Source organism: Klebsiella electrica (assembly GCF_006711645.1).
In the GTDB taxonomy this organism is placed as follows: Bacteria; Pseudomonadota; Gammaproteobacteria; order Enterobacterales; family Enterobacteriaceae; genus Klebsiella; species Klebsiella electrica.
In genome coordinates this window covers 295,443-315,794 of sequence record NZ_CP041247.1, presented here as the reverse complement: position 1 = coordinate 315,794, position 20,352 = coordinate 295,443, and the positions used below count along the sequence as shown (strand labels likewise).

Genomic DNA, 20,352 nt, shown 5'->3' with positions numbered 1-20,352 from the left:
TTGTCGGATTTGGACATAGGCCCACTATGTCCATCATCCTCCGCCTTGATTACGCGGTTTCGGCTCAGCGTCGACGCCACGAATAATCAAGGGATACAACCTACTTCTCACTGTCCACTAAACCACGCACAAACGCACGCTGCATGGCTAAAACGATAACAACCGGGGGAATCAACGTCAGCAGCATCGCGGCCATCACCTGGTTCCACTGCGTGGTGCCTTCTCCGATGGCGATCATGCCTTTGATACCCGCCACTGCGGTGCCAAGATTCACATCCTGAATAATCAGCAGCGGCCACAGATACTGGTTCCAGCCGTAGATAAAGGTGATAACAAACAGGGCCGCAAGATTGGTTTTCGACAGCGGCAGCACGATGTCGCGGAAAAAGCGCATCGGTGAGGCGCCGTCGATACGCGCCGCTTCAATCAGCTCGTCCGGCAGCGTCATAAAGAACTGGCGGAACAGGAAGGTGGCGGTCGCCGAGGCCATCAGCGGCAGCGTCAGCCCGGCATAGCTGTCGAGCATCTTCAGGTTCGCGATGACTTCCACGGTGGGAAAGATACGTACCTCAACCGGCAGCATCAGGGTAATAAAAATCATCCAGAAGAACAGGTTACGCAGTGGGAAACGGAACCAGACGATGGCGAACGCGGAGAGCATCGAGACCACGATTTTCCCGACCGTGATACCGAAGGCCATGATGAAGCTGTTCAGCATCATCAGCCAGAATGGCGCGCTGTTCGCACCAACGCCCTGGGTCCAGATAGTCGCCATATTTTCCAGCAGATGGCCGCCGGGAATCAGCGTCATCGGCGTCTCAAAAACGGCTTTGTTATCCAGCGTCGCGGCAACAAACGCGACATACAGCGGGAACAGGATGACGGCGATCCCCACAATCAGCATGATGTGGCTGAAAATCGTCAGCCCGCGACGGTTCTCAATCATTGGTAGCGCACCTTACTTTCGACGTAGCGGAACTGAACGACTGTCAGCACAATCACCAGCAACATCAGAACTACCGACTGGGCGGCGGACGCCGACAGATCGAGCCCGGCGAAACCTTCGCGATAGATCTTATAAATCAAGGTCGTGGTCGCCTGTACCGGGCCGCCACCGGTGGCGGCATCGATCACCGGGAAGGTATCGAAGAAGGCGTAGACCAGGTTGACCACCAGCAGGAAGAAGCTGACCGGCGCAATCAACGGCAGCGCCAGTTTAAAGAAGCGGCGAATCGGCCCAGCGCCGTCAATGGCGGCCGCTTCGACCAGCGAGCGCGGGATCGACTGTAATGCGGCGAAGAAAAACAAAAAGTTATAGCTTATCTGCTTCCACACCGAGGCAAAGACCACCAGGAACATCGCCTGGCCGCTGTTTTGCGCATGGTTCCAGTCGTAGCCCATCTCGCCGAGGAAATGGGTTATCAGTCCACGGCCGGGGTTAAAGAGGAAAATCCATAATACCGCCGCCACCGCTGGCGCCACGGCATAGGGCAGCAGCATCAGGGTTTGATAAAAGCGGCTGCCGCGCACGACATAATCCACCAGCGCAGCAAAGAACAGAGAAATAATCAGCCCGCTGAAGGTCACCATGCTACTGAACTTGATAGTGGTCCAGAATGAGTCCAGATAGTACGGGTCGTGGAACAGGGTCACGAAGTTGTCCAGGCCAACGAACTGGCTGGAAAGGCCAAAAGGATCAACGCTTTGTAGCGAATACCACAGCGCTTCGCCCGCGGGCCAGATAAAGAAAATAATCGTGATAATCAGCTGCGGCGCGACCAGCACATAAGGCAGCCAGCGCGAGCGGAATACCGGACGGGATGATGACATAGATGGACTCTTTTCCAGACATCGCCGGGTGGCGACTGCGCTCACCCGACCTACATATGACACGTCGTAGGCCCGGTGGATGAAGCGCCACCGGGCATTGCTATTACGATTTAGTGGATTGCTCGAAGCGGCGCAGCAGCTGGTTACCACGTTCAACCGCTGAATCCAGCGCCTGTTTTGGCGTCTTCTTCCCGGTCCACACGCTTTCCAGTTCCTCATCCACAATGGTGCGGATCTGCGGCATATTGCCCAGACGCAGGCCTTTGGTGAACGGCAACGGCGGCTTGTTCAACATCTGACGAGTGGCAATATCCGCGCCCGGGTGCTTATCGTAGAAGCCCTGCTGACGGGTCAGGTCATAAGCGGCGGTGGTAATCGGCAGGTAGCCGGTTTTCTGATGCCATTCCGCGGCAATTTCCGGTTTAGCGAGGAATTCGAGGAATTTCGCCACGCCGGTGTAAGTCTCTTTATCTTTACCCTGCATCACCCACAGGCTGGCCCCGCCGATAATGGCGTTCTGCGGCGCGCCCTTCACGTCGGCGTCGTATGGCATCATCCCCACGCCATAATTGAACTTCGCGTACTGGCGAATATCGGCCAGCGAGCCGGAAGAGGCGGTGGTTATCGCGCAGTCACCGTTATAGAACTTCTCGGTAGACTCATCTTTACGCCCGAAGTAGCTGAAGTCGCCCTTCTTGTTCATCGCTTCCAGCATGGCGATATGTTTGATCTGCTCCGGCTTGTTGAACTCCAGAACCGCGTCGGTACCGTCAAAGCCGTTGTTTTTGGTTGCCACCGGCAGACCATGCCAGGCGCTGAAGTTTTCAATCTGAATCCAGCCCTGCCAGCCGCTGGCGTAACCGCATTTCATTCCGGCGGCTTTCAGCTTATCGGTATAGGCAGCCAGCTCCTGCCAGGTTTTCGGCGGCTGATCCGGGTTTAAGCCAGCTTTTTTGAAGGCATCTTTGTTGTAGTACAGCACCGGCGTGGAGCTGTTAAACGGCTGGGAGAGCAGATGGCCGCTTTTGGAATCGGTGTAGTAGCCGGAAACGGTCGGGACGAACTGCGACTCATCAAACTTGATACCCGCATCGCTGAACACCTGATACACCGGTTTAATGGCTTTGGAAGCCATCATTGTCGCGGTACCCACTTCATAAACCTGCAGGATAGCCGGCGCGTTACCGGTACGGAACGCCGCAATGCCGGCGCTCAGGCTCTGTTCATAGTTACCTTTGTACACCGGCGTAATTTTATAATCCGGATTGGCCGCGTTGAAACGTTGCGCCAGAGAATCAACTTCTTTACCCAACTCCCCTTCCATTGAATGCCAGAACGGAATATTGGTCACTGCCAGCGCCTGACCGGCACATGCCAGGCTGAGCGCCAGTCCTAAAGCTGTATGTCGTAACGATATCATCGGTTATCTCTCTTGTTGTTCCAGATGCGCGATTTCACGCGTTTTATGTTCGCGGGGGTAACATGACATGCTCGAATTACAGAAAAATAACTCTTTTATTACAAAAAAAAGATAGTAACGCGTCAGAGAGATGGCAAGACGATGAAGGATTGGAGACAGGAAAGTGGGCGCTGAGGCACATACAGGGGATAATTCCCGGCCAGCGGCGTCAACACTCCGTTCTGGCTAAGGAATATCCCGGCCGGGCGGCCGGGAATAAGAGCGAGGTGATTAGCCTCCCAGATAGGCGCTACGCACCGCCTCGTTCGCCAACAGCGCATCGCCGGTGTCTTCCAGCACCACGTGACCGTTTTCCAGCACATAGCCGCGGTCAGCCAGCTTCAGCGCCTGGTTAGCGTTCTGCTCGACAAGGAAGATAGTCATCCCCTGCTCGCGCAGCTGTTCGATGGTGTTGAAAATCTGCTGAATGATGATCGGCGCCAGTCCCAGAGAAGGCTCATCAAGCAGCAGCAGGCGCGGCTGGCTCATCAGCGCCCGACCAATCGCCAGCATCTGCTGCTCGCCGCCGGACATGGTGCCCGCGCGCTGAATACGGCGTTCAAGCAGGCGCGGAAACAGTTCGTAGACCCACTTAATACGGGTCTGGAACTGGTCTCGATCGGCAAAAAAACCGCCCATCGCCAGATTCTCTTCCACCGTCATGCGCGAAAAGACCCGCCGCCCTTCCGGAACAATCGCCACCGCTTCGCGCATGATTTTTGCGGTCTGCCAGTCGGTGATATCTTTACCATCAAAGACCACTTTCCCGCTGGAAGCTCGCGGATCGCCGCACAGGGTGCCCAGCAGCGTGGTTTTCCCCGCGCCGTTGGCGCCAATCAGGGTCACAATTTCTCCCTGATTAATATGCAGACTGACGTTATGCAGCGCCTGAATCTTGCCGTAGTGGGCGCTTACGTTGTCAAAAGATAACATCACTTTTTCCATACTTATGCCTCACCAAGGTATGCGCGGATCACGTCCGGGTTATTGCGGATCTCTTCCGGCGTACCGTTAGCCAACGGCGTGCCCTGGTTTACCACATAAATACGATCGGAAATGCCCATCACCAGCTTCATATCATGCTCAATCAGCAGGATGGTGGTGTTGTGATGACTGCGCAGCTCGGCGATCAGCTCGTCCAGCTCTTTGGTCTCTTTCGGGTTCAGACCCGCAGCGGGTTCATCGAGCATCAGGATTTCCGGCTGGGTGACCATGCAGCGGGCAATCTCCAGACGCCGCTGGTCGCCATAGGCCAGGTTGCTCGCCTGACGGTTCGCATGCTCCAGCAGGCCGATGCGCTCAAGCCAGGTCGCGGCGCGATCCAGCGCTTCGCTCTGCGCGCGGCGGAATGACGGAGTTTTCAACAGCCCGGAGAAGACCCCGGTTTTCAGCTGCTGATGTTGCGCCACCAGCAGGTTTTCAATCACCGTCATTTCGCGGAACAGACGCACGTGCTGGAAGGTACGAACAACGCCCATCCGGGCGATCTGCTGACCCGGCAGCCCTTCCAGGTGCTGATCGCGCAGCATGATGGTCCCGCCGGTCGGCTTGTAAAAACCGGTCAGGCAGTTGAAGACCGTGGTTTTCCCGGCGCCGTTAGGGCCTATCAGCGACACGATCTCCTGCGGGCGCAGCTCCAGCGACACGTTGTTGACCGCCAGCAGGCCGCCAAAGCGCATCATCAGGCCGCTGACGGATAATAATGGCTGACTCATGCCTGCTCTCCTTTCGCCTGACCTTTTTTCAGCTTCAGCTGCGGACGCGTCATCGGCAGCAGACCCTGCGGACGCCAGATCATCATCAGTACCATCAACCCGCCGAGCATCAGCATGCTGTATTCGTTGAAATCACGCATCAGCTCGCGCGATACCACCAGCAGCACCGCGGCGAGAATGACCGCAAACTGCGATCCCATCCCGCCCAGAACCACAATCGCCAGCACGAAAGCCGACTCGGCAAAGGTGAAGGATTCCGGGCTGACAAAGCCCTGGCGCGCGGCGAACAGCGTACCGGCAAAACCGGCAAACGCGGCGCTGATGGTAAAGGCGGTCAGCTTGATGCGCGTCGGGCTCAGGCCCAGAGAACGGCAGGCGATTTCGTCTTCACGCAACGCCTCCCATGCCCTGCCCAGCGGCATACGCAGCAGGCGGTTGATCACAAACAGCGACAGCACAACCAGCAGCAGCGCCACCAGGTAGAGGAAAATAACCCGATCGCCCGGGTCGTACTTCAGGCCGAAGAAGTTACTGAAAGTATCCCAGCCGCCTTCGCGGGCGCTGCGGCTAAACTCAAGGCCAAACAGCGTCGGTTTAGGGATCTGGCTGATGCCGTTGGGGCCGCCGGTGATGTCGGTGTTATTAAGCAGCAAGATACGCACGATTTCGCCGAAGCCAAGCGTGACGATCGCCAGATAGTCGCCGCGCAGACGCAGCACCGGGAACCCCAGCAGGAAGCCCGCGGCTGCAGACACCAGCCCGGCCAGCGGCAGACAGGTCCAGAAGCCAAGACCGTAATAGTGGTTCAGCAGCGCAAAGGTGTAGGCGCCGATGGCGTAGAAGCCGCCATAGCCCAGCACCAGCAGGCCGGACAGCCCCACCACCACGTTAAGCCCAAGGCCGAGAATGATATAGATCATAGTCAGCGTGGCGATATCCACCGTCCCGCGCGACACCATGAACGGCCACGCCACGGCGATGACCAGCAGCGCCATCAGGAACAGCTTCTGCTTGACCGTCGAACCGTCGATGGCCGGCATAATAAACTTCGGCCCGGAGACGTTTTTCAGGGTTTTCTGGAACAACGGACGCATCAGCTGGAAGAAGAAGACCACCGCGGTGCCGATGAAGATCCACTGCCAGCGGATATCGGCTGCGGTATCGACAACCAGTTTGGTGCCGTCCAGCTCCAGCTGCACGCCCATAAACACACCGGCGAGGACAAAGAACATCGCCGCTGACAGCAGCGACATAGCAATATGCATCGGTTTCATACTTTCTCGACCTCCGGGCGGCCCAGAATGCCGGTAGGCATCACCAACAGCACCAGAATCAACAGGGCAAAGGAGACGACGTCTTTATATTCCGTGCTGAGGTAGGCGGACGAGAGCGCTTCGGCAATACCCAGAATCAGGCCACCGATCATCGCGCCAGGAATGCTGCCGATACCGCCCAGTACCGCTGCGGTAAAGGCTTTCATCCCGGCCATAAAGCCGATATACGGGTTGATGACGCCGTAAAACTGGCCCAGCAGCACGCCCGCTACCGCCGCCATCGCCGCGCCGATAACAAACGTCAACGCAATCACCCGGTCGGTATTGATACCGAGCAGGCTCGCCATTTTGAGATCTTCTGCGCAGGCGCGGCAGGCGCGGCCCATGCGTGAATAGCGGATAAACAGCGTCAGTGCCAGCATCGCAACAAAAGTCACGACCCAAATCACCAGTTGCATTGTGGTCACGGTGGCGGCGAAGTTTTCGCTGCTGCCGATAATCCACTGGCCATTAAACAGACTCGGCAGCGCGATATCGCGCGAACCTTCCGTCAGGCTGACATAGTTTTGCAGGAAGATGGACATCCCGATGGCGGAGATCAGCGCAATCAGGCGCTTGGAGCTGCGCACCGGTCGATAGGCCACGCGCTCAATGCTCCAGCCGTAGGCGCTGGCGATAATAATCGCCCCGATAAACCCGGCGGCCACCAGCAGCCAGCTGGTATCAATCCCCATCATCATGAGGGCGGCGATGATCATGAAGGAGACGTAGCTGCCAATCATGTATACCTCGCCGTGGGCGAAGTTAATCATGCCGATAATGCCGTACACCATCGTATAGCCGATGGCGATCAGCGCATAGGTACTGCCCAGCGTGACGCCGTTAAACATCTGCTGCAGAAAGTAGAGAAACTGCTCGGACATAAGGTAACCTTTTTCATGCCGCCCGCTTCACACGGGCGGTGGGATAACGCATCTTATTTTGCGACAGAGGATGATCCATCCGCATGCCACTGGAAGACACCAAACTCAAATCCCTTCAAATCGCCTTTTTCGTCCCAATTCAGCGGCCCAATCACGGTTTTCGCCCCGTGAGCTTTCAGATCTTTGATTAAGTCCAGCGGCTCCTGGCTGCTGCTTCTGTCCATCGCCTGCGCCAATGACTGCACGGCAGCGTAGGTGATCCAGACATATGGACCGCTCGGATCTTTTTTCTCTGCTTTCAGCGCGTCAACGATAGCGCTGTTGGCCGGATCCTGGTCATAACGTTTCGGCATTGTTACCAGCATGCCTTCCGCCGCTGCGCCGGCAATATTCGACAGCGATGCGTTGCCGACGCCTTCAGGCCCCATGAAGACAGTTTTCAGCCCTACGGAGCGTGCCTGACGCAGCATCTGCCCCATTTCAGGGTAGTAGCCGCCGTAATAAACGAAGTCGATATTTTCTTTTTTCAGACGTGCCAGCAGCGCGGAGAAATCTTTCTCCCCGGCGGTGATGCCATCAAAGAAGACGATATTCGCCTTGCCTTTCTTCAGGCTCTCCTGGACGGAGCGCGCCAGACCTTCGCCATACTGCTGTTTGTCATGAAGGATGGCGATACGCTGCGGTTTCACTTTTTCGAGGATGTATTTGGCGGCGGTCGGCCCCTGTGCGGAGTCCAGGCCAGCGGTACGCATGATGTACTGATAGCCACGTTGGGTCAGTTCCGGGTTCGTCGCACCCGGAGAGATCATCAGAATGCCTTCGTCTTCATAGATATCGGAGGCAGGCTGGGTAGAAGAGGAACACAGATGGCCGATGACGTACTTGATGCCTTCATTCACAATTTTGTTGGCGACCGCCACGGCCTGTTTCGGGTCGCAGGCATCGTCGAACTCAACGCCAACCAGCTTATCGCCTTTAATGCCGCCCTGCGCGTTAATGTCTTTAATGGCCTGCCGCGCGCCGTTGAACTCCATGTCGCCCCACTGAGCTACCGGGCCGGACATCGCGCCAACGACGGCAACTTTAATATCCTTAGCCATGACCGCGTGCGACATCGTCAGTGCAACGAATCCCGCAATAATGGTTTTTGCGTTCCTTTTCATGCTTCAGAACCCCGTTCGTGATGTGGTGTAAATATTTTGTATTTTTATGGTTAAAAAGCATTCTGTGCTTTTATTAAACAACGCTACTTTTACCATTATCTTTAATGGTTTAGCGATGTTTTTTACCTGAATTTAGATTAAAATCTCTATTTTTCAGGCGATTAAGCAAATATAATATTCTGTATTCAAGCGAAGATAAACAAAAAAAGTCCTCTTCACAGCATAAAATAACGATACATAAGGCGGAATAAAACGCTACGCATTAGGCTAAAATCCTGCTTATTTTTCGATCCGTGACGTATTGCTCTACTCTGAACTCGCCAGAAGAACGAATCCCCTAATGAACGGATAAAAAACAGCGCCCTGCAGACAGCAAATTTGGGTACACTGCCCTATTCGTTCTGACTGGACTTGTCGCGCATGAAACTGACCATTATTCGATTACCGCTTTTCAGCGATCAGGATCGCATCGACTTAGGGAAAATCTGGCCGTCGCAGGATCCCGACGCGATCCCTCTGGACGATCATCACCGACTTTACGCCGCCCGTTTTAACGAACGTCTGCTGGGCGCCGTGCGCGTCACGCTGCACGGCAATGAAGGCGAGCTCAGCGCGCTGTGCGTACGCGAAGTCACCCGTCGGCGCGGCGTCGGGCAATATTTAGTCGAAGAAGTGTTGCGCAATAATCCGGAAATCAGCCGCTGGCAGGTCAGCGATGCGGGGGTGGAAGATAACGCGGTGATGTCCGCCTTTATGCAGGCGCTGGGTTTTAGCGCCCGACAGAATGGCTGGGAAAGGTCGCTCCGCTAAACGCCTTACCCGGGCTACCTCTGACCGTAGCCCCGGTAAGCGCAGCGCCACCGGGGTTAAGTCACGCAGCCAACACACCCACCGCGTAAAAGACGACGGTTAAGTTATTTGGCGTCGGTTGCCGTACCATCAGCATGCCAGGTAAACACGCCGAACTCGAAGCCTTTCAGATCGCCTTTCTGATCCCAGGACAGCGGTCCCATAACGGTATCGACGGAGTTGGCCTTCAGGTATTTCGCGATCGCCGCCGGGTCTTCGGACTGATTCAGGCCAGCCTGCAGCGACTGGATTGCCGCGTAGGTTGTCCAGACGAAGGCGCCGCTCGGATCCTGTTTCTTCGCTTTAATCGCGTCAACAATCGGTTTGTTCGCCGGGACCTGATCGTAGTTCTTCGGTTTCGTCACCAGCATGCCTTCCGCAGACTGACCGGCAATGTTAGACAGGGAGACGTTAGCGACGCCCTCCGGCCCCATAAACTGCGTTTTCAGACCTGCCGCGCGGGACTGACGCAGAATCTGCCCCATTTCCGGGTGGTAGCCACCGTAATAGACGAAGTCGATATTTTCTTTCTTCAGACGCGCGACCAGGGTAGAGAAATCTTTCTCCCCGGCGGTGATGCCATCAAAGAACACCACGTTAGCGCCGCCCTTCTTCAGACCATCCTGCACCGCGCGCGCCAGGCCTTCACCATATTGCTGCTTGTCGTGCACGATAGCGATACGCTGGGGTTTCACCTTCTCGATGATATATTTTGCCGCCGTCGGACCCTGGTCAGAATCCAGACCGGTGGTACGCAGAATCATTTTATAGCCGCGTGCGGTCAACTCCGGCGCGGTGGCGGCCGGGGTGATCATCAGAATGCCTTCGTCTTCATAGATATCGGACGCCGGCTGGGTAGAGGACGAGCACAAATGGCCGATAACGTACTTAATGCCATCATTAACCACTTTGTTGGCGACGGCCACCGCCTGTTTCGGGTCGCAGGCATCATCATATTTAACGATCTGCAGCTTATTGCCCTTGATCCCACCCTTCGCGTTAATATCAGCAACCGCCTGCTCAGCACCGGTAAACTCCTGGTCACCGTACTGTGCCACCGGGCCAGACATCGCGCCAACTACGGCAATTTTGATATCTTCCGCCAGCGCGGCATTGCTCATAATTAAGGCGATACATCCTGCCAGTAACGCTTTACCCTTCATGTTCATCCTGAGGCTCCCCATTATTATGGTTTTTTGCATTCGTTGTGATGTTGTTTATTAGCGCATTATTCTAATTTACGTCATAAAAAAAGCATATGACATCTACTTTTAGGTTTGCCGCCTGCGCTTTTGCAGCACACTATGCTAAACATACCGCCATTCAGGAGAATTTGAAATGACAAAATTGGGGTTATGTAACAGATAAGTGACAAATAAAAAACCGCGTCAGGATGAACCGGACGCGGGAGAGTCAGGAGCCAGATTAGCCGCCAGCAGATGGTCTATCCACGCCGGACGGGTCCAGCCAGGCGTGATATCAGGGTGATACAGCACTCACGCTGAGTATAAAAACTCGTGTGCGGCATCCGGTTTTTTCTGGCTTCCCGGTCGCCGCACAGGAGTCGGGCGCATCACCCTTTCAGGATGCGCGCCAGAATATCCAGCGCTTTTGTAAACTGCGCATCGGGGATAGTTAACGGATACAGGAAACGGATAACGTTGCCATAGACGCCGCAGCTCAGCAGCAGCAGACCATTTTCCTGCGCCTTTTGCTGAATGTGGCGGGTGAACTCCGGTGACGGCGCGCCGGTCTGCGGATCGTTAAACTCCACGGCCACCATCGAGCCCTGCCCGCGGATATCAACAATCGCCGGGCAATGCTCACGCGCCTGGTTCAGCACTTCTTTCAGATGGCGACCAAGCTGTTCCGCACGCTGACACAACTGCTCTTCTTCAATGACATCAAGGACGGCATGAGCCGCCGCCACCGCCAGCGGGTTACCGGCATAGGTGCCACCCAGCCCGCCCGGCGCCGGGGCGTCCATCACCTCGGCACGCCCCACTACGCCGGACAACGGAAAACCACCGGCAAGGCTTTTCGCCATCGTCATCAGGTCCGGTTTGACATCATAGTGCTGCATGGCAAACAGCTTGCCGGTGCGGGCAAAGCCGGTTTGCACTTCATCGGCAATCAGCAGGATACCGTGGGTATCGCACAGCGTACGCAGCGCCTGCATAAACCCGGCAGGAGCAACGTTAAAACCGCCTTCGCCCTGAATCGGTTCAAGGATAATGGCCGCCACCTGATCCGGCGCGATATCGGCTTTAAAGATACGCTCCAGGCTTTTCATCGCCTCATCGGTGGTAATGCCGTGGACAGCATTCGGGTAGACCCCGTGGTATACCGATCCAGGAAACGGCCCAAAACCAATTTTGTAAGGCGCGACCTTACCGGTCAGCGCCATGGTCATAAAGGTACGGCCATGAAAACCGCCGCCAAAAGTAATCAGCCCCGGACGGCCGGTATAAGCGCGGGCAATCTTCACCGCGTTTTCGACGGCTTCCGCCCCGGTGGAGAAGAAAGCGGTTTTGGCTGGTCCCTCAACCGGCGCCAGCGCGTTAATGCGCTCCGCCAGCGAGACATAGCTTTCGTAAGGGACGATCTGATACGCCGTATGGGTAAAGGCCTCCAGCTGCTGCGCGACGGCGGCAACAATTTTCGGGTGGCGATGGCCGGTATTGAGCACGGCAATTCCCGCAGCAAAATCAATCACCTCGTTGCCTTCCACATCCCACAGCGTGGCATTCTCCGCCTTCGCAACAAAGTAATCGCACATTACGCCTACGCCGCGCGGCGTCGCCTGCTGGCGACGTTGATTCAGTTCTGAACTTTTCACCCTCGAATCTCCTGTCATGTATGTCACGCTATCGCAACAATATCGAAACGATGACGTTTATTTACACAGGAGTTGGCTCTATAATCGAGTACCAATTCAGATTATCTGAGGGATCCAATTGCGTTCACTCGTCGGTGACCTTGTGCTGGTCAGATTGCAGGAAGAGACAGACCCGCTGTTGCATAAACGCTTATATAACGCGGTTCGTCGCTCGATTCTGGACGGTTCTTTAGCGCCCCATAGCCGCCTGCCCCCTTCACGAGATCTGGCCGGGGAGCTCGGCGTTTCAAGAAACACCATATTAACAACTTATGAACAACTGCAGGCGGAAGGATATGTGGTTTCCCGTCGCGGCAGCGGCACATTCGTCGCGAAAACCGCGCCGGATATTGCTCTTTCTGCTGGCAGTGTCACCGAAAACAGCAGCGATGTGACGGCAACACAATTTTTATCCCGTCGCGGCCAACAGTTGCTCAGCCGCGTCAGCGCCAGTCCGCGCCAGTGGGGGGCCTTTATTCCCGGCGTGCCGGACGTCAATGCCTTTCCCCACCCGCTGTTCAGCAAGATTCAGGCCCGTATCAGCCGCCGCCCGAAACCCGAGCAGTTAAGCTACAGTTGTAACGGCGGCACGCCGGAACTGCAGCAGGCGTTGGTGGATTATCTTCGCGTGTCCCGCGGCGTCCATTGTCAGGCAGATCAAATTCTTATTACGGAAGGGATCCATCAGGCAATCGACCTGGTGACGCGCATGCTCTGTGATGGCGGCGATCTGGCGTGGGTCGAAGAGCCCTCCTACTGGGGGATCCGCCACGTGCTGGCGATGAATGATATACGGATCAATCCGATTACCGTCGATGCCAACGGCCTGCGCCCGCCTGAGACGGTTGAGGAGGCGCCGCAGCTGATTTTTGTCACCCCATCGCATCAGTATCCGCTGGGGGCGGTGATGAGCCTGGAGCGCCGTCAACGTCTGCTGGCCCTGGCGCGCCAGCACGGCAGCTGGATCGTCGAGGATGATTACGACAGCGAGTTTCGCTTTTCCGGCCAGCCGATTCCGGCGCTACAGGGACTGATTGCCGACTCGCCGGTGGTCTATATCGGCACGTTCAGTAAGACGCTCTATCCGGGGCTACGGCTGGGGTATGTCGTGTTGCCGCGCCCGCTGGTCGGCTATCTGAAAAGCGCCCATGCCGAGCTCTATCGCGGCGGCCATTCGCTGATTCAGATGGCGCTGGCGGAATTTATCAACGCCGGCCATTACTCCGCCCATATCCGCCGAATGCGCCTGCTGTACAGCCGCCGTCGCGCCTGCCTGACCGAACTGATTCAGCGTTATTGTCGTCCGCAGGCGCTGTCAGATTTCAGCGATAACGCCGGCCTGCATCTGATTCTCAACCTGCCTGATGACGCGGACGATGTCGCGATCGCCAGACAGGCCAACGCGCACAATATTCTGGTGCGCCCGCTCTCACGCTACTATCTGACGCAAGAACGTAAGCAGGGACTATTGATGGGCTTTGCCAGTCTGGCAGAGACACAAATGGAGCCGGCCTTCCATATCCTGCTGGCATGTCTGCAGACGTTATGCCCGCAGGTGCTGGTCAAAAGAGAAGGCGCAGAAAAACAAAACGCCCCAACGTAATGTGGGGCGTTATCAGGTGCCTGCACAGAGGCGGGCATGCAGATTGCTGCGTTATGCTTCGATGGCAGTACGCAGTTTCTTCATCGCGTTCTTTTCCAGCTGGCGCACACGCTCAGCCGACACGCCATAGCGATCCGCCAGTTCCTGCAACGTCGACTTATTGTCTTCGTCCAGCCAGCGGGCGCGAATGATGTCCTGGCTACGCTCGTCCAGGCCCTGCATCGCGTCAGTCAGCTTGTTGGCCGCCTGCTCTTCCCAGTTATCATCTTCAATGCCATCGGCAAAGTTAGACGTTTTATCCTGCAGGTAGAGCACCGGCGCCATCGGCTGGCTATCGGACTCGTCATCCGACGACATGTCGAAGGTCATGTCCTGCGCCGCCATACGGGATTCCATTTCACGTACGTCTTTGCTCGTCACGCCCAGCTCGCGGGCCACCATCTCGACTTCATCCTGGTTAAACCAGCCCAGACGCTGCTTAGTTTTACGCAGGTTAAAGAACAGCTTACGCTGTGCTTTGGTGGTGGCGACCTTCACAATACGCCAGTTACGCAGCACGTATTCGTGAATTTCAGCCTTAATCCAGTGCACGGCGAAGGAAACCAGACGCACGCCCACTTCCGGGTTGAAACGACGCACGGCTTTCATCAGGCCAATGTTGCCTTCCTGAATCAGATCCGCCTGCGGCAGGCCATAGCCCGAGTAATTACGAGCAATATGAACAACAAAGCGCAGGTGAGACAGGATCAGCCTTTTCGCTGCTTCCAGATCGCCCTGGTAATGCAGCTTTTCAGCAAGCTCCCGCTCTTCATCAGCCGATAACATCGGCCAGCTGTTCGCAGCCCGGATATACGATTCCAGGTTACCAACGGGGGCTAAAGCTAAAGTTTGCATATCTTTGGTCATTCAAATCCTCTCAATCGATATCGTCTGACGTGATGGTTCCCATGAGATGAGCAACAAACATGCCAGCGTTTATGAGCAACGAGAATATCACCCACATTAATATCAGACAGTGATTTTATCCACAAGTTCCATGCAACGATGTGAATAGATTACGCACAAAATGTGACATGGAAATGAAAACACAGGGAAGAGACAACAGGGACTCTTTCCCTGCAGAGAGACATTCATCAGTGCAGGGAAAGATTATACCAGACTTTTTTTAATCGGGGGTAAAGTGACGTAAATGTTGAACCGTAGCCAGCCAGGCCGCAACCCAGCCGATCATCGAGCAGACAATCAGCATCAGCAGACACTCGTCGAAACCTAACCCGCTGAGTTCAAACCTGGTTCCAAACACCTGCGCGACTTCCGTCACCGCGGACGACAGCCGCATCACCATAATTTCCGATAAAATCAGCGACAAAAAGGCACCGCAGAAGCCCAGCAGCGCACCGCCATACAGGAACGGACGCAGAATGAAACCGTCGGTCGCGCCAATCAGTTTTTGCACGTTAATGGTATCGCGACGGGCAAAAATGCTCAGGCGTACGCTGTTGCCGATAACAAGGAACACAGCCGCCACCATCAGCACGCCAATCAGCGCCGACACGCGGCCCACCAGCCCGGTCAACGAGGAGAGGCGGGCAAACCAGCTGTCATCCATACGCACTTCGTCCACGCCCTGAATGTGCGTCACGCGATCGCGCAGCGTATTCAGCGCATTGGTGCTCTGGAAGTCCAGCTTCGGCACCACAATCGCGACGGCCGGCAGCGGGTTCTCTTCCAGCATATCCAGCGCGCCACCAAAACCAGACCAGTTGCGGAACTCGCCAAGCGCCTCATCCCGCGACAGGTAGTTTACCTTCTCCACGCCTTGTTCCGCCTGGAGCTGACCAACTACCCGCGCCGCCGCGTCATCATCCAGCGTTTTCTCAAGGTAAACGGTGATCTGCGGCGACGGATAGTACTGCGCCGCCGCGCTGTTGACGTTTTTGTACACCATGTAGCACACGCTGGGCAGCGTCAGCGAAATGGCGATAACCATAATGGTCAGGAAGGTCGCCAGCGGCGTATTTTTTAAATCCTGGACCGCGCCATGCCAGGCATAGCGGACCTGTTCGTTAAAGACGTTGCTCTTACGGGAAGCCGGGCCCGGTGCCGCTTTTGGCCGCTTCGGCGCATTACGCCCGCCGCTACCACCGCCCGCGCCTGCGCCATTGCGGAGGCGATCGAGCCGGCTACCGAACTGGCGAATCTGGTTTATTGCGTCGCGCTTATTCACCCCAATGGCCTCCATGCATATGACCGTCGCTCAGGGTCAGCATGCGGTACGAGCGGCTGGAAATCAGCCCCAGGTCGTGCGTCGCCATCAGAACCGTGACCCCTACGCGGTTAAACTCTTCAAACAGGCGTAAAATCCCTTCCGAGAGCGCCTCATCGAGGTTACCGGTGGGTTCATCCGCCAACAACACCGCAGGCTTGTTGACCACCGCGCGGGCAATCCCCACGCGCTGCTGTTCACCGCCGGAGAGTTGGATTGGCAGGTTTTTCGCTTTGTCCAGCAGCCCGACCTTGTCCAGCGCCGCCGACACGCGACGGCGAATGTCATCGCCGCTGGCGCCGGCAATAATCAGCGGAATAGCGACATTATCAAACACCGTACGGTCCATCAGCAGGTGGTGATCCTGGAAAATCATGCCGATCTGACGGCGCAAAAACGGCACCTCACGGCTTTTCAGGCGGCTGATATCGTGGCCGCCGAACAGGATTTTCCCGGCGCTCGGCCGTTCAATACCGCAGATAAGCTTAAGCAGGGTACTTTTCCCCGCGCCGGAGTGGCCGGTCAGAAATGCCATCTCGCCCGACTGCAGGTGGAAATTCACCCCCTGCAGCGCTTGTCTCCCACCGAGATAGGCTTTGCTGACTTGTTCAAAGCGAATCATGATTAATCCTCTCGGGCAAAAAGTGCCTCAATAAAGTCGCCCGCATTAAACGGACGCAGATCCTCAATACGTTCACCGACGCCAATGTAGCGAATCGGAATACCGAACTGGTCGGCGACCGAGAAGATAACCCCACCTTTCGCGGTGCCGTCCAGCTTAGTCAGCGTGATGCCGGTCAAGCCAACGGCCTCATGGAACAGTTTGGCCTGGCTAATTGCGTTCTGCCCGGTGCTGGCATCGATGGTCAGCATGACCTCATGCGGCGCATCTTCGTCCAGTTTTTTCATCACCCGGACAATTTTCTTCAGCTCTTCCATCAGGTGCGATTTGTTCTGCAGACGACCCGCCGTATCGGCGATCAGCACGTCAACGTTGCGCGCCTTCGCGGCCTGGATGGCATCGAAGATAACCGATGCCGAGTCCGCGCCGGTATGCTGAGCAATCACCGGAATGTTGTTACGCTGACCCCAGACCTGCAGCTGTTCTACCGCTGCGGCGCGGAAGGTATCCCCGGCCGCCAGCATCACCGATTTACCCTGCTGTTCGAACTGACGCGCCAGCTTGCCGATAGTGGTGGTTTTACCCACGCCGTTCACGCCCACCATCAGGATAACAAATGGCGTTTTCCCTTCAACATTCAGCGGCGCATCCACTTTCGCGAGGATATCGCCCATCTCTTCTTTCAGCAGGCCATACAGCGCTTCCGCGTCACGTAGCTGTTTGCGGCTGGCGCCTTCGGTCAGATTGGTAATGATCTTACGGGTCGTTTCCACGCCGACGTCGGCAATCAGCAGCTGTTCTTCCAGCTCTTCAAACAGATCATCGTCGATTTTTTTGCCGCGGAACAGACTGATAAATCCGGAACCGAGGTTCTGTTTGGTTTTAATCAGGCTGCGTTTCAGGCGGGCGAAAAAGCCCTCCTTCGTCGGTTTTTCCTGCTCCAGTTGGGCAGCGTCATCCGGCTGGCTTTCTTCTTCCTCTTCAATAACCGCTTCATCATCAAGAGGTTGTGAGGCCAGCGCCAGAGCTTCAAGCTCCTCATCAGACAGTGCAGGTTCCTCACCGCGCGTCTCATCACTCAGCGTATCGTCCCCGGCAGCGACTTGCGGCTCATCCGTCAGCGCTTGCGGCGTCTGCCCGGCTACCGCTTCCGCGACAACCGGTTGCGCGATAGCTTCTTCGACCAGCGGCTCCGTGGCGGCCACCTCTTCCGCCGGCAGCTCTGCAGCGACAGCCTCTGCAATCGCCACGCGAGGGGTTTCTTCGGCTTCGGCCGGGACTTCAACCGCAGGCGTCACCGGCGCAGAATGCGGTAATTCGCTCTCAACAACCTGTTCAGTCACCTCAACGACATCGGCCGCAAAAGCTTCCGCGTCCTCTTTCTCCACCGGAGAAGCGCTGACCGTATCCGCTTCTGGTGCCGCCACCGACTCAGCAGGCAACTCTGCGGCCGAATGCTGTTCGGCAACCTCGGTTTGCCCTTCTACTTTCTGTTCGGTCTCGGTTTCCTGCGCCTGTTCTTTTTGTCCAAAGCCCAGCCAGGAAAAGAAGCCACGTTTTTTCTCTTTTGCCATTTGCGACGACACTCCCGCTGTTTATTCATGGCACAGCTTCGGCATAACAATAGCGGAAGCTGAAAAATGATGAAATTAGTCGGATAGTCTATCACTTAACTTAACTCGCATCACCGCCCCCGGATTAAGGTTTCGTCATCCGCGTTCGATCGCTAGAATAGCGGGCTGAAAGTGGAGACCTGAGCAAAGAGATGAAGAAACCAAACCACACGGGCAGCGGCCAGATCCGTATTATCGGTGGGCAATGGCGGGGCCGGAAATTACCGGTGCCGGAGAGCCCGGGCCTGCGCCCGACCACCGACCGGGTCCGTGAAACCCTTTTTAACTGGCTGGCGCCGGTTATGGTCGATGCGCACTGCCTGGATTGCTTTGCCGGCAGCGGCGCCCTCGGGCTGGAAGCGCTGTCGCGCTATGCGGGCAGCACCACGCTGCTGGAAATGGAGCGCGGCGTCGCCCAGCAGCTGCAAAAAAACCTGGCGACCCTGAAAGCCAGCCATGGCAAAGTGGTCAATATCAATACGCTCAACTACCTTAATCAGCCCGGCACACCGCACCATATCGTGTTTGTCGATCCGCCTTTCCGTAAAGGTCTGCTGGAAGAGACGCTGCGTCTGCTGGAAAATAACGGCTGGCTCGCCGATGAAGCGCTTATCTACGTTGAGAGCGAAGTCGAAAATGGTTTACCGCCGGTGCCGGCATGCTGGCAGCTGTATCGTGAGAAAGTGGCCGGACAGGTCGCCTATCGTCTCTATCAACGTGAGGTAAAAGGAGAAAATCGTGCTGATTAATTTTGGCCGCGTGTTGATGCTGTGCGTCTGGGCACTTTTGCTGTTAAACCTGTTTCAGCCTTTCCCGAAACCGCTGAACATCTTTGTTAACGTTGCCCTGATCTTTATGATCCTGATGCACGGCCTGCAGCTGACGCTGCTGAAGGCCACGCAACCGAAAGATGCCCCGCCGCTGAGCCGCTTCGAGCAGATTCGCATTTTTGTCTTCGGCGTGTTCGAACTGGTGGCCTGGCAGAAAAAGCTCAAGGCCACGCTGCGTAAGAAGTAATCCCGTGGGCTCAAGGTTCTGGCGTAAACGCGACAAACCTTGAGCCTTTGTAGCTCAGCGTTCCCCGATCGCCGACGCTCAGCGCATGATATTGCGCCGCCTCTAGTCGAAAACTAACCTCCATGCCACCGGCTTGTGGCCTGAAGCTCGCGTCATAACGCATATCGCTACCGGCGGGCGCAACGCTTTGCTGGCGCGAACGGCGATCGTTGAGCACTTTCTCCCGCTTGTTACTCACTACCACCCGCTTTTGCAGCAGCGGCGCGGCGTCGTTATCCATATTTTCCCGGCGTTGCTGCATATAGCGCACCGAGGCGGCTACCACAATGAGGGCAACGACGATAATAAAAAACAGCGGAACCTTGCTCATTCATCTAACCCATAAAAATTCTCAGGAATAAGCATACCGCGCCTTGATTAACATTGTCATCTGCCCACCCGAACCACTACACTAAGTTTTAGCACCGCCAATACACTACTCACTTAATAATAACAGATACAAGGACTTACTATGCTTTGGTCGTTTATTGCTGTCTGTTTCTCCGCATGGCTTTACGTCGATGCATCCTATCGCGGCCCCGCGTGGCGGCGCTGGGTTTTTAAACCCGTCACGCTGATCCTGCTCCTGTTGCTGGCCTGGCAGGCGCCAAAGTTCAACGCTATCAGCTACCTGGTCCTCGCCGGGCTGTGCGCTTCGCTGCTGGGCGATGCCTTAACACAGCTGCCGCGCCAGCGGGTGATGTATGCGGTGGGGGCCTTTTTCCTGTCGCATCTGCTGTATACGATCTGGTTTGCCAGCCAGATGACGATGTCATTTTTCTGGCCGCTGCCGCTGGTGCTGCTGGTTATCGGCGCGCTGCTGCTGGCGGTTATCTGGAGTCGGCTGGAAGATCTGCGCATGCCGGTCTTCACCTTTATCGGCATGACGCTGGTTATGGTCTGGCTGGCCGGCGAGCTGTGGTTCTTCCGCCCGACGGATACCGCGCTCTCAGGCTTCGCCGGCGCGACATTCCTGCTGTTGAGTAATATCGTCTGGCTGATCAGCCACTATCGCCGTCGCTTCCGCGCCGATAACGCTCTCGCCGCCGCCTTCTACTTTGCCGGCCACTTCCTGATCGTCCGCGCGCTGTATCTGTAATT

20 protein-coding genes are annotated in these 20,352 nt (G+C 56.2%); 5 read left to right on the top strand and 15 right to left on the bottom strand.

All coding sequences use genetic code 11. The annotated features are described in order from the left end of the window. Positions 1-100: 100 nt before the first annotated feature. The 8 genes from ugpE to livK form a co-directional block, all read right to left on the bottom strand. Positions 101-946 carry a sn-glycerol-3-phosphate ABC transporter permease UgpE gene (ugpE, locus tag Electrica_RS01435; RefSeq protein ID WP_100684476.1) on the bottom strand — a complete coding sequence of 282 codons (846 nt, stop codon included), beginning with the start codon at positions 944-946 and terminating at the stop codon, positions 101-103. After that, entirely contained in the window at positions 943-1,830 is an 888-nt protein-coding gene (ugpA, locus tag Electrica_RS01430) for a sn-glycerol-3-phosphate ABC transporter permease UgpA (RefSeq protein WP_131049159.1), read from the bottom strand. The genes ugpE and ugpA overlap by 4 nt, the downstream gene beginning before the upstream one ends. 103 nt (positions 1,831-1,933) lie before the next feature. Continuing rightward, complete coding sequence (gene ugpB, locus Electrica_RS01425; RefSeq protein WP_141963190.1) at positions 1,934-3,250, bottom strand: sn-glycerol-3-phosphate ABC transporter substrate-binding protein UgpB; 1,317 nt, start codon at positions 3,248-3,250, stop codon at positions 1,934-1,936. A 270-nt stretch (positions 3,251-3,520) separates the two neighbouring features. Continuing rightward, positions 3,521-4,234 carry a high-affinity branched-chain amino acid ABC transporter ATP-binding protein LivF gene (gene livF, locus Electrica_RS01420; protein ID WP_004868545.1) on the bottom strand — a complete coding sequence of 238 codons (714 nt, stop codon included), beginning with the start codon at positions 4,232-4,234 and terminating at the stop codon, positions 3,521-3,523. A 2-nt stretch (positions 4,235-4,236) separates the two neighbouring features. Beyond that, on the bottom strand, positions 4,237-5,004 hold the full coding sequence (livG, locus tag Electrica_RS01415; protein ID WP_032690417.1) for a high-affinity branched-chain amino acid ABC transporter ATP-binding protein LivG: 768 nt from the start codon (positions 5,002-5,004) through the stop codon (positions 4,237-4,239). Next, the gene (livM, locus tag Electrica_RS01410; protein WP_131049160.1) at positions 5,001-6,278 is read right to left on the bottom strand and encodes a branched chain amino acid ABC transporter permease LivM; all 1,278 of its coding nucleotides are present in this window, start codon (positions 6,276-6,278) and stop codon (positions 5,001-5,003) included. The genes livG and livM overlap by 4 nt, the downstream gene beginning before the upstream one ends. Further along, the gene (gene livH / locus Electrica_RS01405; RefSeq protein ID WP_004868550.1) at positions 6,275-7,201 is read right to left on the bottom strand and encodes a high-affinity branched-chain amino acid ABC transporter permease LivH; all 927 of its coding nucleotides are present in this window, start codon (positions 7,199-7,201) and stop codon (positions 6,275-6,277) included. The genes livM and livH overlap by 4 nt, the downstream gene beginning before the upstream one ends. 53 nt (positions 7,202-7,254) lie before the next feature. Beyond that, positions 7,255-8,364, bottom strand: coding sequence for a high-affinity branched-chain amino acid ABC transporter substrate-binding protein LivK (gene livK, locus Electrica_RS01400; RefSeq protein ID WP_100684480.1), 1,110 nt, complete (start codon positions 8,362-8,364; stop codon positions 7,255-7,257). 420 nt (positions 8,365-8,784) lie between these two features. On the opposite strand from livK, the gene panM reads away from it, so the two are divergent. After that, entirely contained in the window at positions 8,785-9,174 is a 390-nt protein-coding gene (panM, locus tag Electrica_RS01390; RefSeq protein ID WP_131049162.1) for an aspartate 1-decarboxylase autocleavage activator PanM, read from the top strand. Between the two features lie 104 nt (positions 9,175-9,278). On the opposite strand, the gene livJ is transcribed toward panM, so the two are convergent. Beyond that, a complete protein-coding gene (gene livJ / locus Electrica_RS01385; protein ID WP_015585591.1) occupies positions 9,279-10,382 on the bottom strand; it encodes a branched chain amino acid ABC transporter substrate-binding protein LivJ in 1,104 nt (367 codons plus the stop codon). Positions 10,383-10,786: 404 nt separating this feature from the next. Next, positions 10,787-12,052, bottom strand: a complete 1,266-nt coding sequence (locus Electrica_RS01380) for a 4-aminobutyrate--2-oxoglutarate transaminase (RefSeq protein ID WP_100686599.1) — start codon at positions 12,050-12,052, stop codon at positions 10,787-10,789. A gap of 118 nt (positions 12,053-12,170) precedes the next feature. Between Electrica_RS01380 and pdxR the strand changes: the two genes are divergently transcribed. Next, entirely contained in the window at positions 12,171-13,694 is a 1,524-nt protein-coding gene (gene pdxR, locus Electrica_RS01375; protein WP_131049164.1) for a MocR-like pyridoxine biosynthesis transcription factor PdxR, read from the top strand. Positions 13,695-13,745: 51 nt separating this feature from the next. On the opposite strand, the gene rpoH is transcribed toward pdxR, so the two are convergent. The 4 genes from rpoH to ftsY all read right to left on the bottom strand — a co-directional run bounded on the left by rpoH (position 13,746) and on the right by ftsY (position 18,156). Beyond that, the gene (rpoH, locus tag Electrica_RS01370) at positions 13,746-14,600 is read right to left on the bottom strand and encodes an RNA polymerase sigma factor RpoH (protein WP_100686597.1); all 855 of its coding nucleotides are present in this window, start codon (positions 14,598-14,600) and stop codon (positions 13,746-13,748) included. A gap of 259 nt (positions 14,601-14,859) precedes the next feature. Beyond that, complete coding sequence (gene ftsX / locus Electrica_RS01365; RefSeq protein WP_141963188.1) at positions 14,860-15,921, bottom strand: permease-like cell division protein FtsX; 1,062 nt, start codon at positions 15,919-15,921, stop codon at positions 14,860-14,862. Beyond that, positions 15,914-16,582, bottom strand: coding sequence for a cell division ATP-binding protein FtsE (ftsE, locus tag Electrica_RS01360; protein ID WP_004868565.1), 669 nt, complete (start codon positions 16,580-16,582; stop codon positions 15,914-15,916). The genes ftsX and ftsE overlap by 8 nt, the downstream gene beginning before the upstream one ends. A 2-nt stretch (positions 16,583-16,584) precedes the next feature. After that, a complete protein-coding gene (gene ftsY, locus Electrica_RS01355) occupies positions 16,585-18,156 on the bottom strand; it encodes a signal recognition particle-docking protein FtsY (RefSeq protein ID WP_141963186.1) in 1,572 nt (523 codons plus the stop codon). Between the two features lie 191 nt (positions 18,157-18,347). Here ftsY and rsmD point away from each other — a divergent pair, with 191 nt between their 5' ends. Together rsmD and Electrica_RS01345 are read left to right on the top strand one after the other, a co-directional pair. Next, positions 18,348-18,944 (top strand): 16S rRNA (guanine(966)-N(2))-methyltransferase, encoded by a 597-nt coding sequence (rsmD, locus tag Electrica_RS01350; RefSeq protein WP_141963184.1) that lies wholly within the window; start codon positions 18,348-18,350, stop codon positions 18,942-18,944. Next, on the top strand, positions 18,934-19,212 hold the full coding sequence (locus Electrica_RS01345) for a DUF1145 family protein (RefSeq protein WP_141963182.1): 279 nt from the start codon (positions 18,934-18,936) through the stop codon (positions 19,210-19,212). The genes rsmD and Electrica_RS01345 overlap by 11 nt, the downstream gene beginning before the upstream one ends. A gap of 10 nt (positions 19,213-19,222) precedes the next feature. On the opposite strand, the gene Electrica_RS01340 is transcribed toward Electrica_RS01345, so the two are convergent. Further along, a complete protein-coding gene (locus Electrica_RS01340; protein ID WP_141963180.1) occupies positions 19,223-19,582 on the bottom strand; it encodes a DUF2500 domain-containing protein in 360 nt (119 codons plus the stop codon). Between the two features lie 141 nt (positions 19,583-19,723). Here Electrica_RS01340 and Electrica_RS01335 point away from each other — a divergent pair, with 141 nt between their 5' ends. Continuing rightward, a complete protein-coding gene (locus tag Electrica_RS01335; RefSeq protein WP_100686592.1) occupies positions 19,724-20,350 on the top strand; it encodes a lysoplasmalogenase in 627 nt (208 codons plus the stop codon). The last annotated feature ends 2 nt before the right edge of the window (positions 20,351-20,352 follow it).

What these genes read in the sequence shown, in the direction of transcription:
- rpoH (WP_100686597.1), bottom strand. Translation starts at nt 14,600, where the DNA reads ATGACCAAAGATATGCAAACTTTAGCTTTAGCCCCCGTTGGTAACCTG.
- rsmD (WP_141963184.1), top strand. Translation starts at nt 18,348, where the DNA reads ATGAAGAAACCAAACCACACGGGCAGCGGCCAGATCCGTATTATCGGT.
- livM (WP_131049160.1), bottom strand. Translation starts at nt 6,278, where the DNA reads ATGAAACCGATGCATATTGCTATGTCGCTGCTGTCAGCGGCGATGTTC.
- livJ (WP_015585591.1), bottom strand. Translation starts at nt 10,382, where the DNA reads ATGAACATGAAGGGTAAAGCGTTACTGGCAGGATGTATCGCCTTAATT.
- ugpA (WP_131049159.1), bottom strand. Translation starts at nt 1,830, where the DNA reads ATGTCATCATCCCGTCCGGTATTCCGCTCGCGCTGGCTGCCTTATGTG.
- Electrica_RS01335 (WP_100686592.1), top strand. Translation starts at nt 19,724, where the DNA reads ATGCTTTGGTCGTTTATTGCTGTCTGTTTCTCCGCATGGCTTTACGTC.
- panM (WP_131049162.1), top strand. Translation starts at nt 8,785, where the DNA reads ATGAAACTGACCATTATTCGATTACCGCTTTTCAGCGATCAGGATCGC.
- livK (WP_100684480.1), bottom strand. Translation starts at nt 8,364, where the DNA reads ATGAAAAGGAACGCAAAAACCATTATTGCGGGATTCGTTGCACTGACG.
- ftsY (WP_141963186.1), bottom strand. Translation starts at nt 18,156, where the DNA reads ATGGCAAAAGAGAAAAAACGTGGCTTCTTTTCCTGGCTGGGCTTTGGA.
- ftsE (WP_004868565.1), bottom strand. Translation starts at nt 16,582, where the DNA reads ATGATTCGCTTTGAACAAGTCAGCAAAGCCTATCTCGGTGGGAGACAA.
- livF (WP_004868545.1), bottom strand. Translation starts at nt 4,234, where the DNA reads ATGGAAAAAGTGATGTTATCTTTTGACAACGTAAGCGCCCACTACGGC.
- ugpB (WP_141963190.1), bottom strand. Translation starts at nt 3,250, where the DNA reads ATGATATCGTTACGACATACAGCTTTAGGACTGGCGCTCAGCCTGGCA.
- ugpE (WP_100684476.1), bottom strand. Translation starts at nt 946, where the DNA reads ATGATTGAGAACCGTCGCGGGCTGACGATTTTCAGCCACATCATGCTG.
- livG (WP_032690417.1), bottom strand. Translation starts at nt 5,004, where the DNA reads ATGAGTCAGCCATTATTATCCGTCAGCGGCCTGATGATGCGCTTTGGC.
- livH (WP_004868550.1), bottom strand. Translation starts at nt 7,201, where the DNA reads ATGTCCGAGCAGTTTCTCTACTTTCTGCAGCAGATGTTTAACGGCGTC.
- Electrica_RS01340 (WP_141963180.1), bottom strand. Translation starts at nt 19,582, where the DNA reads ATGAGCAAGGTTCCGCTGTTTTTTATTATCGTCGTTGCCCTCATTGTG.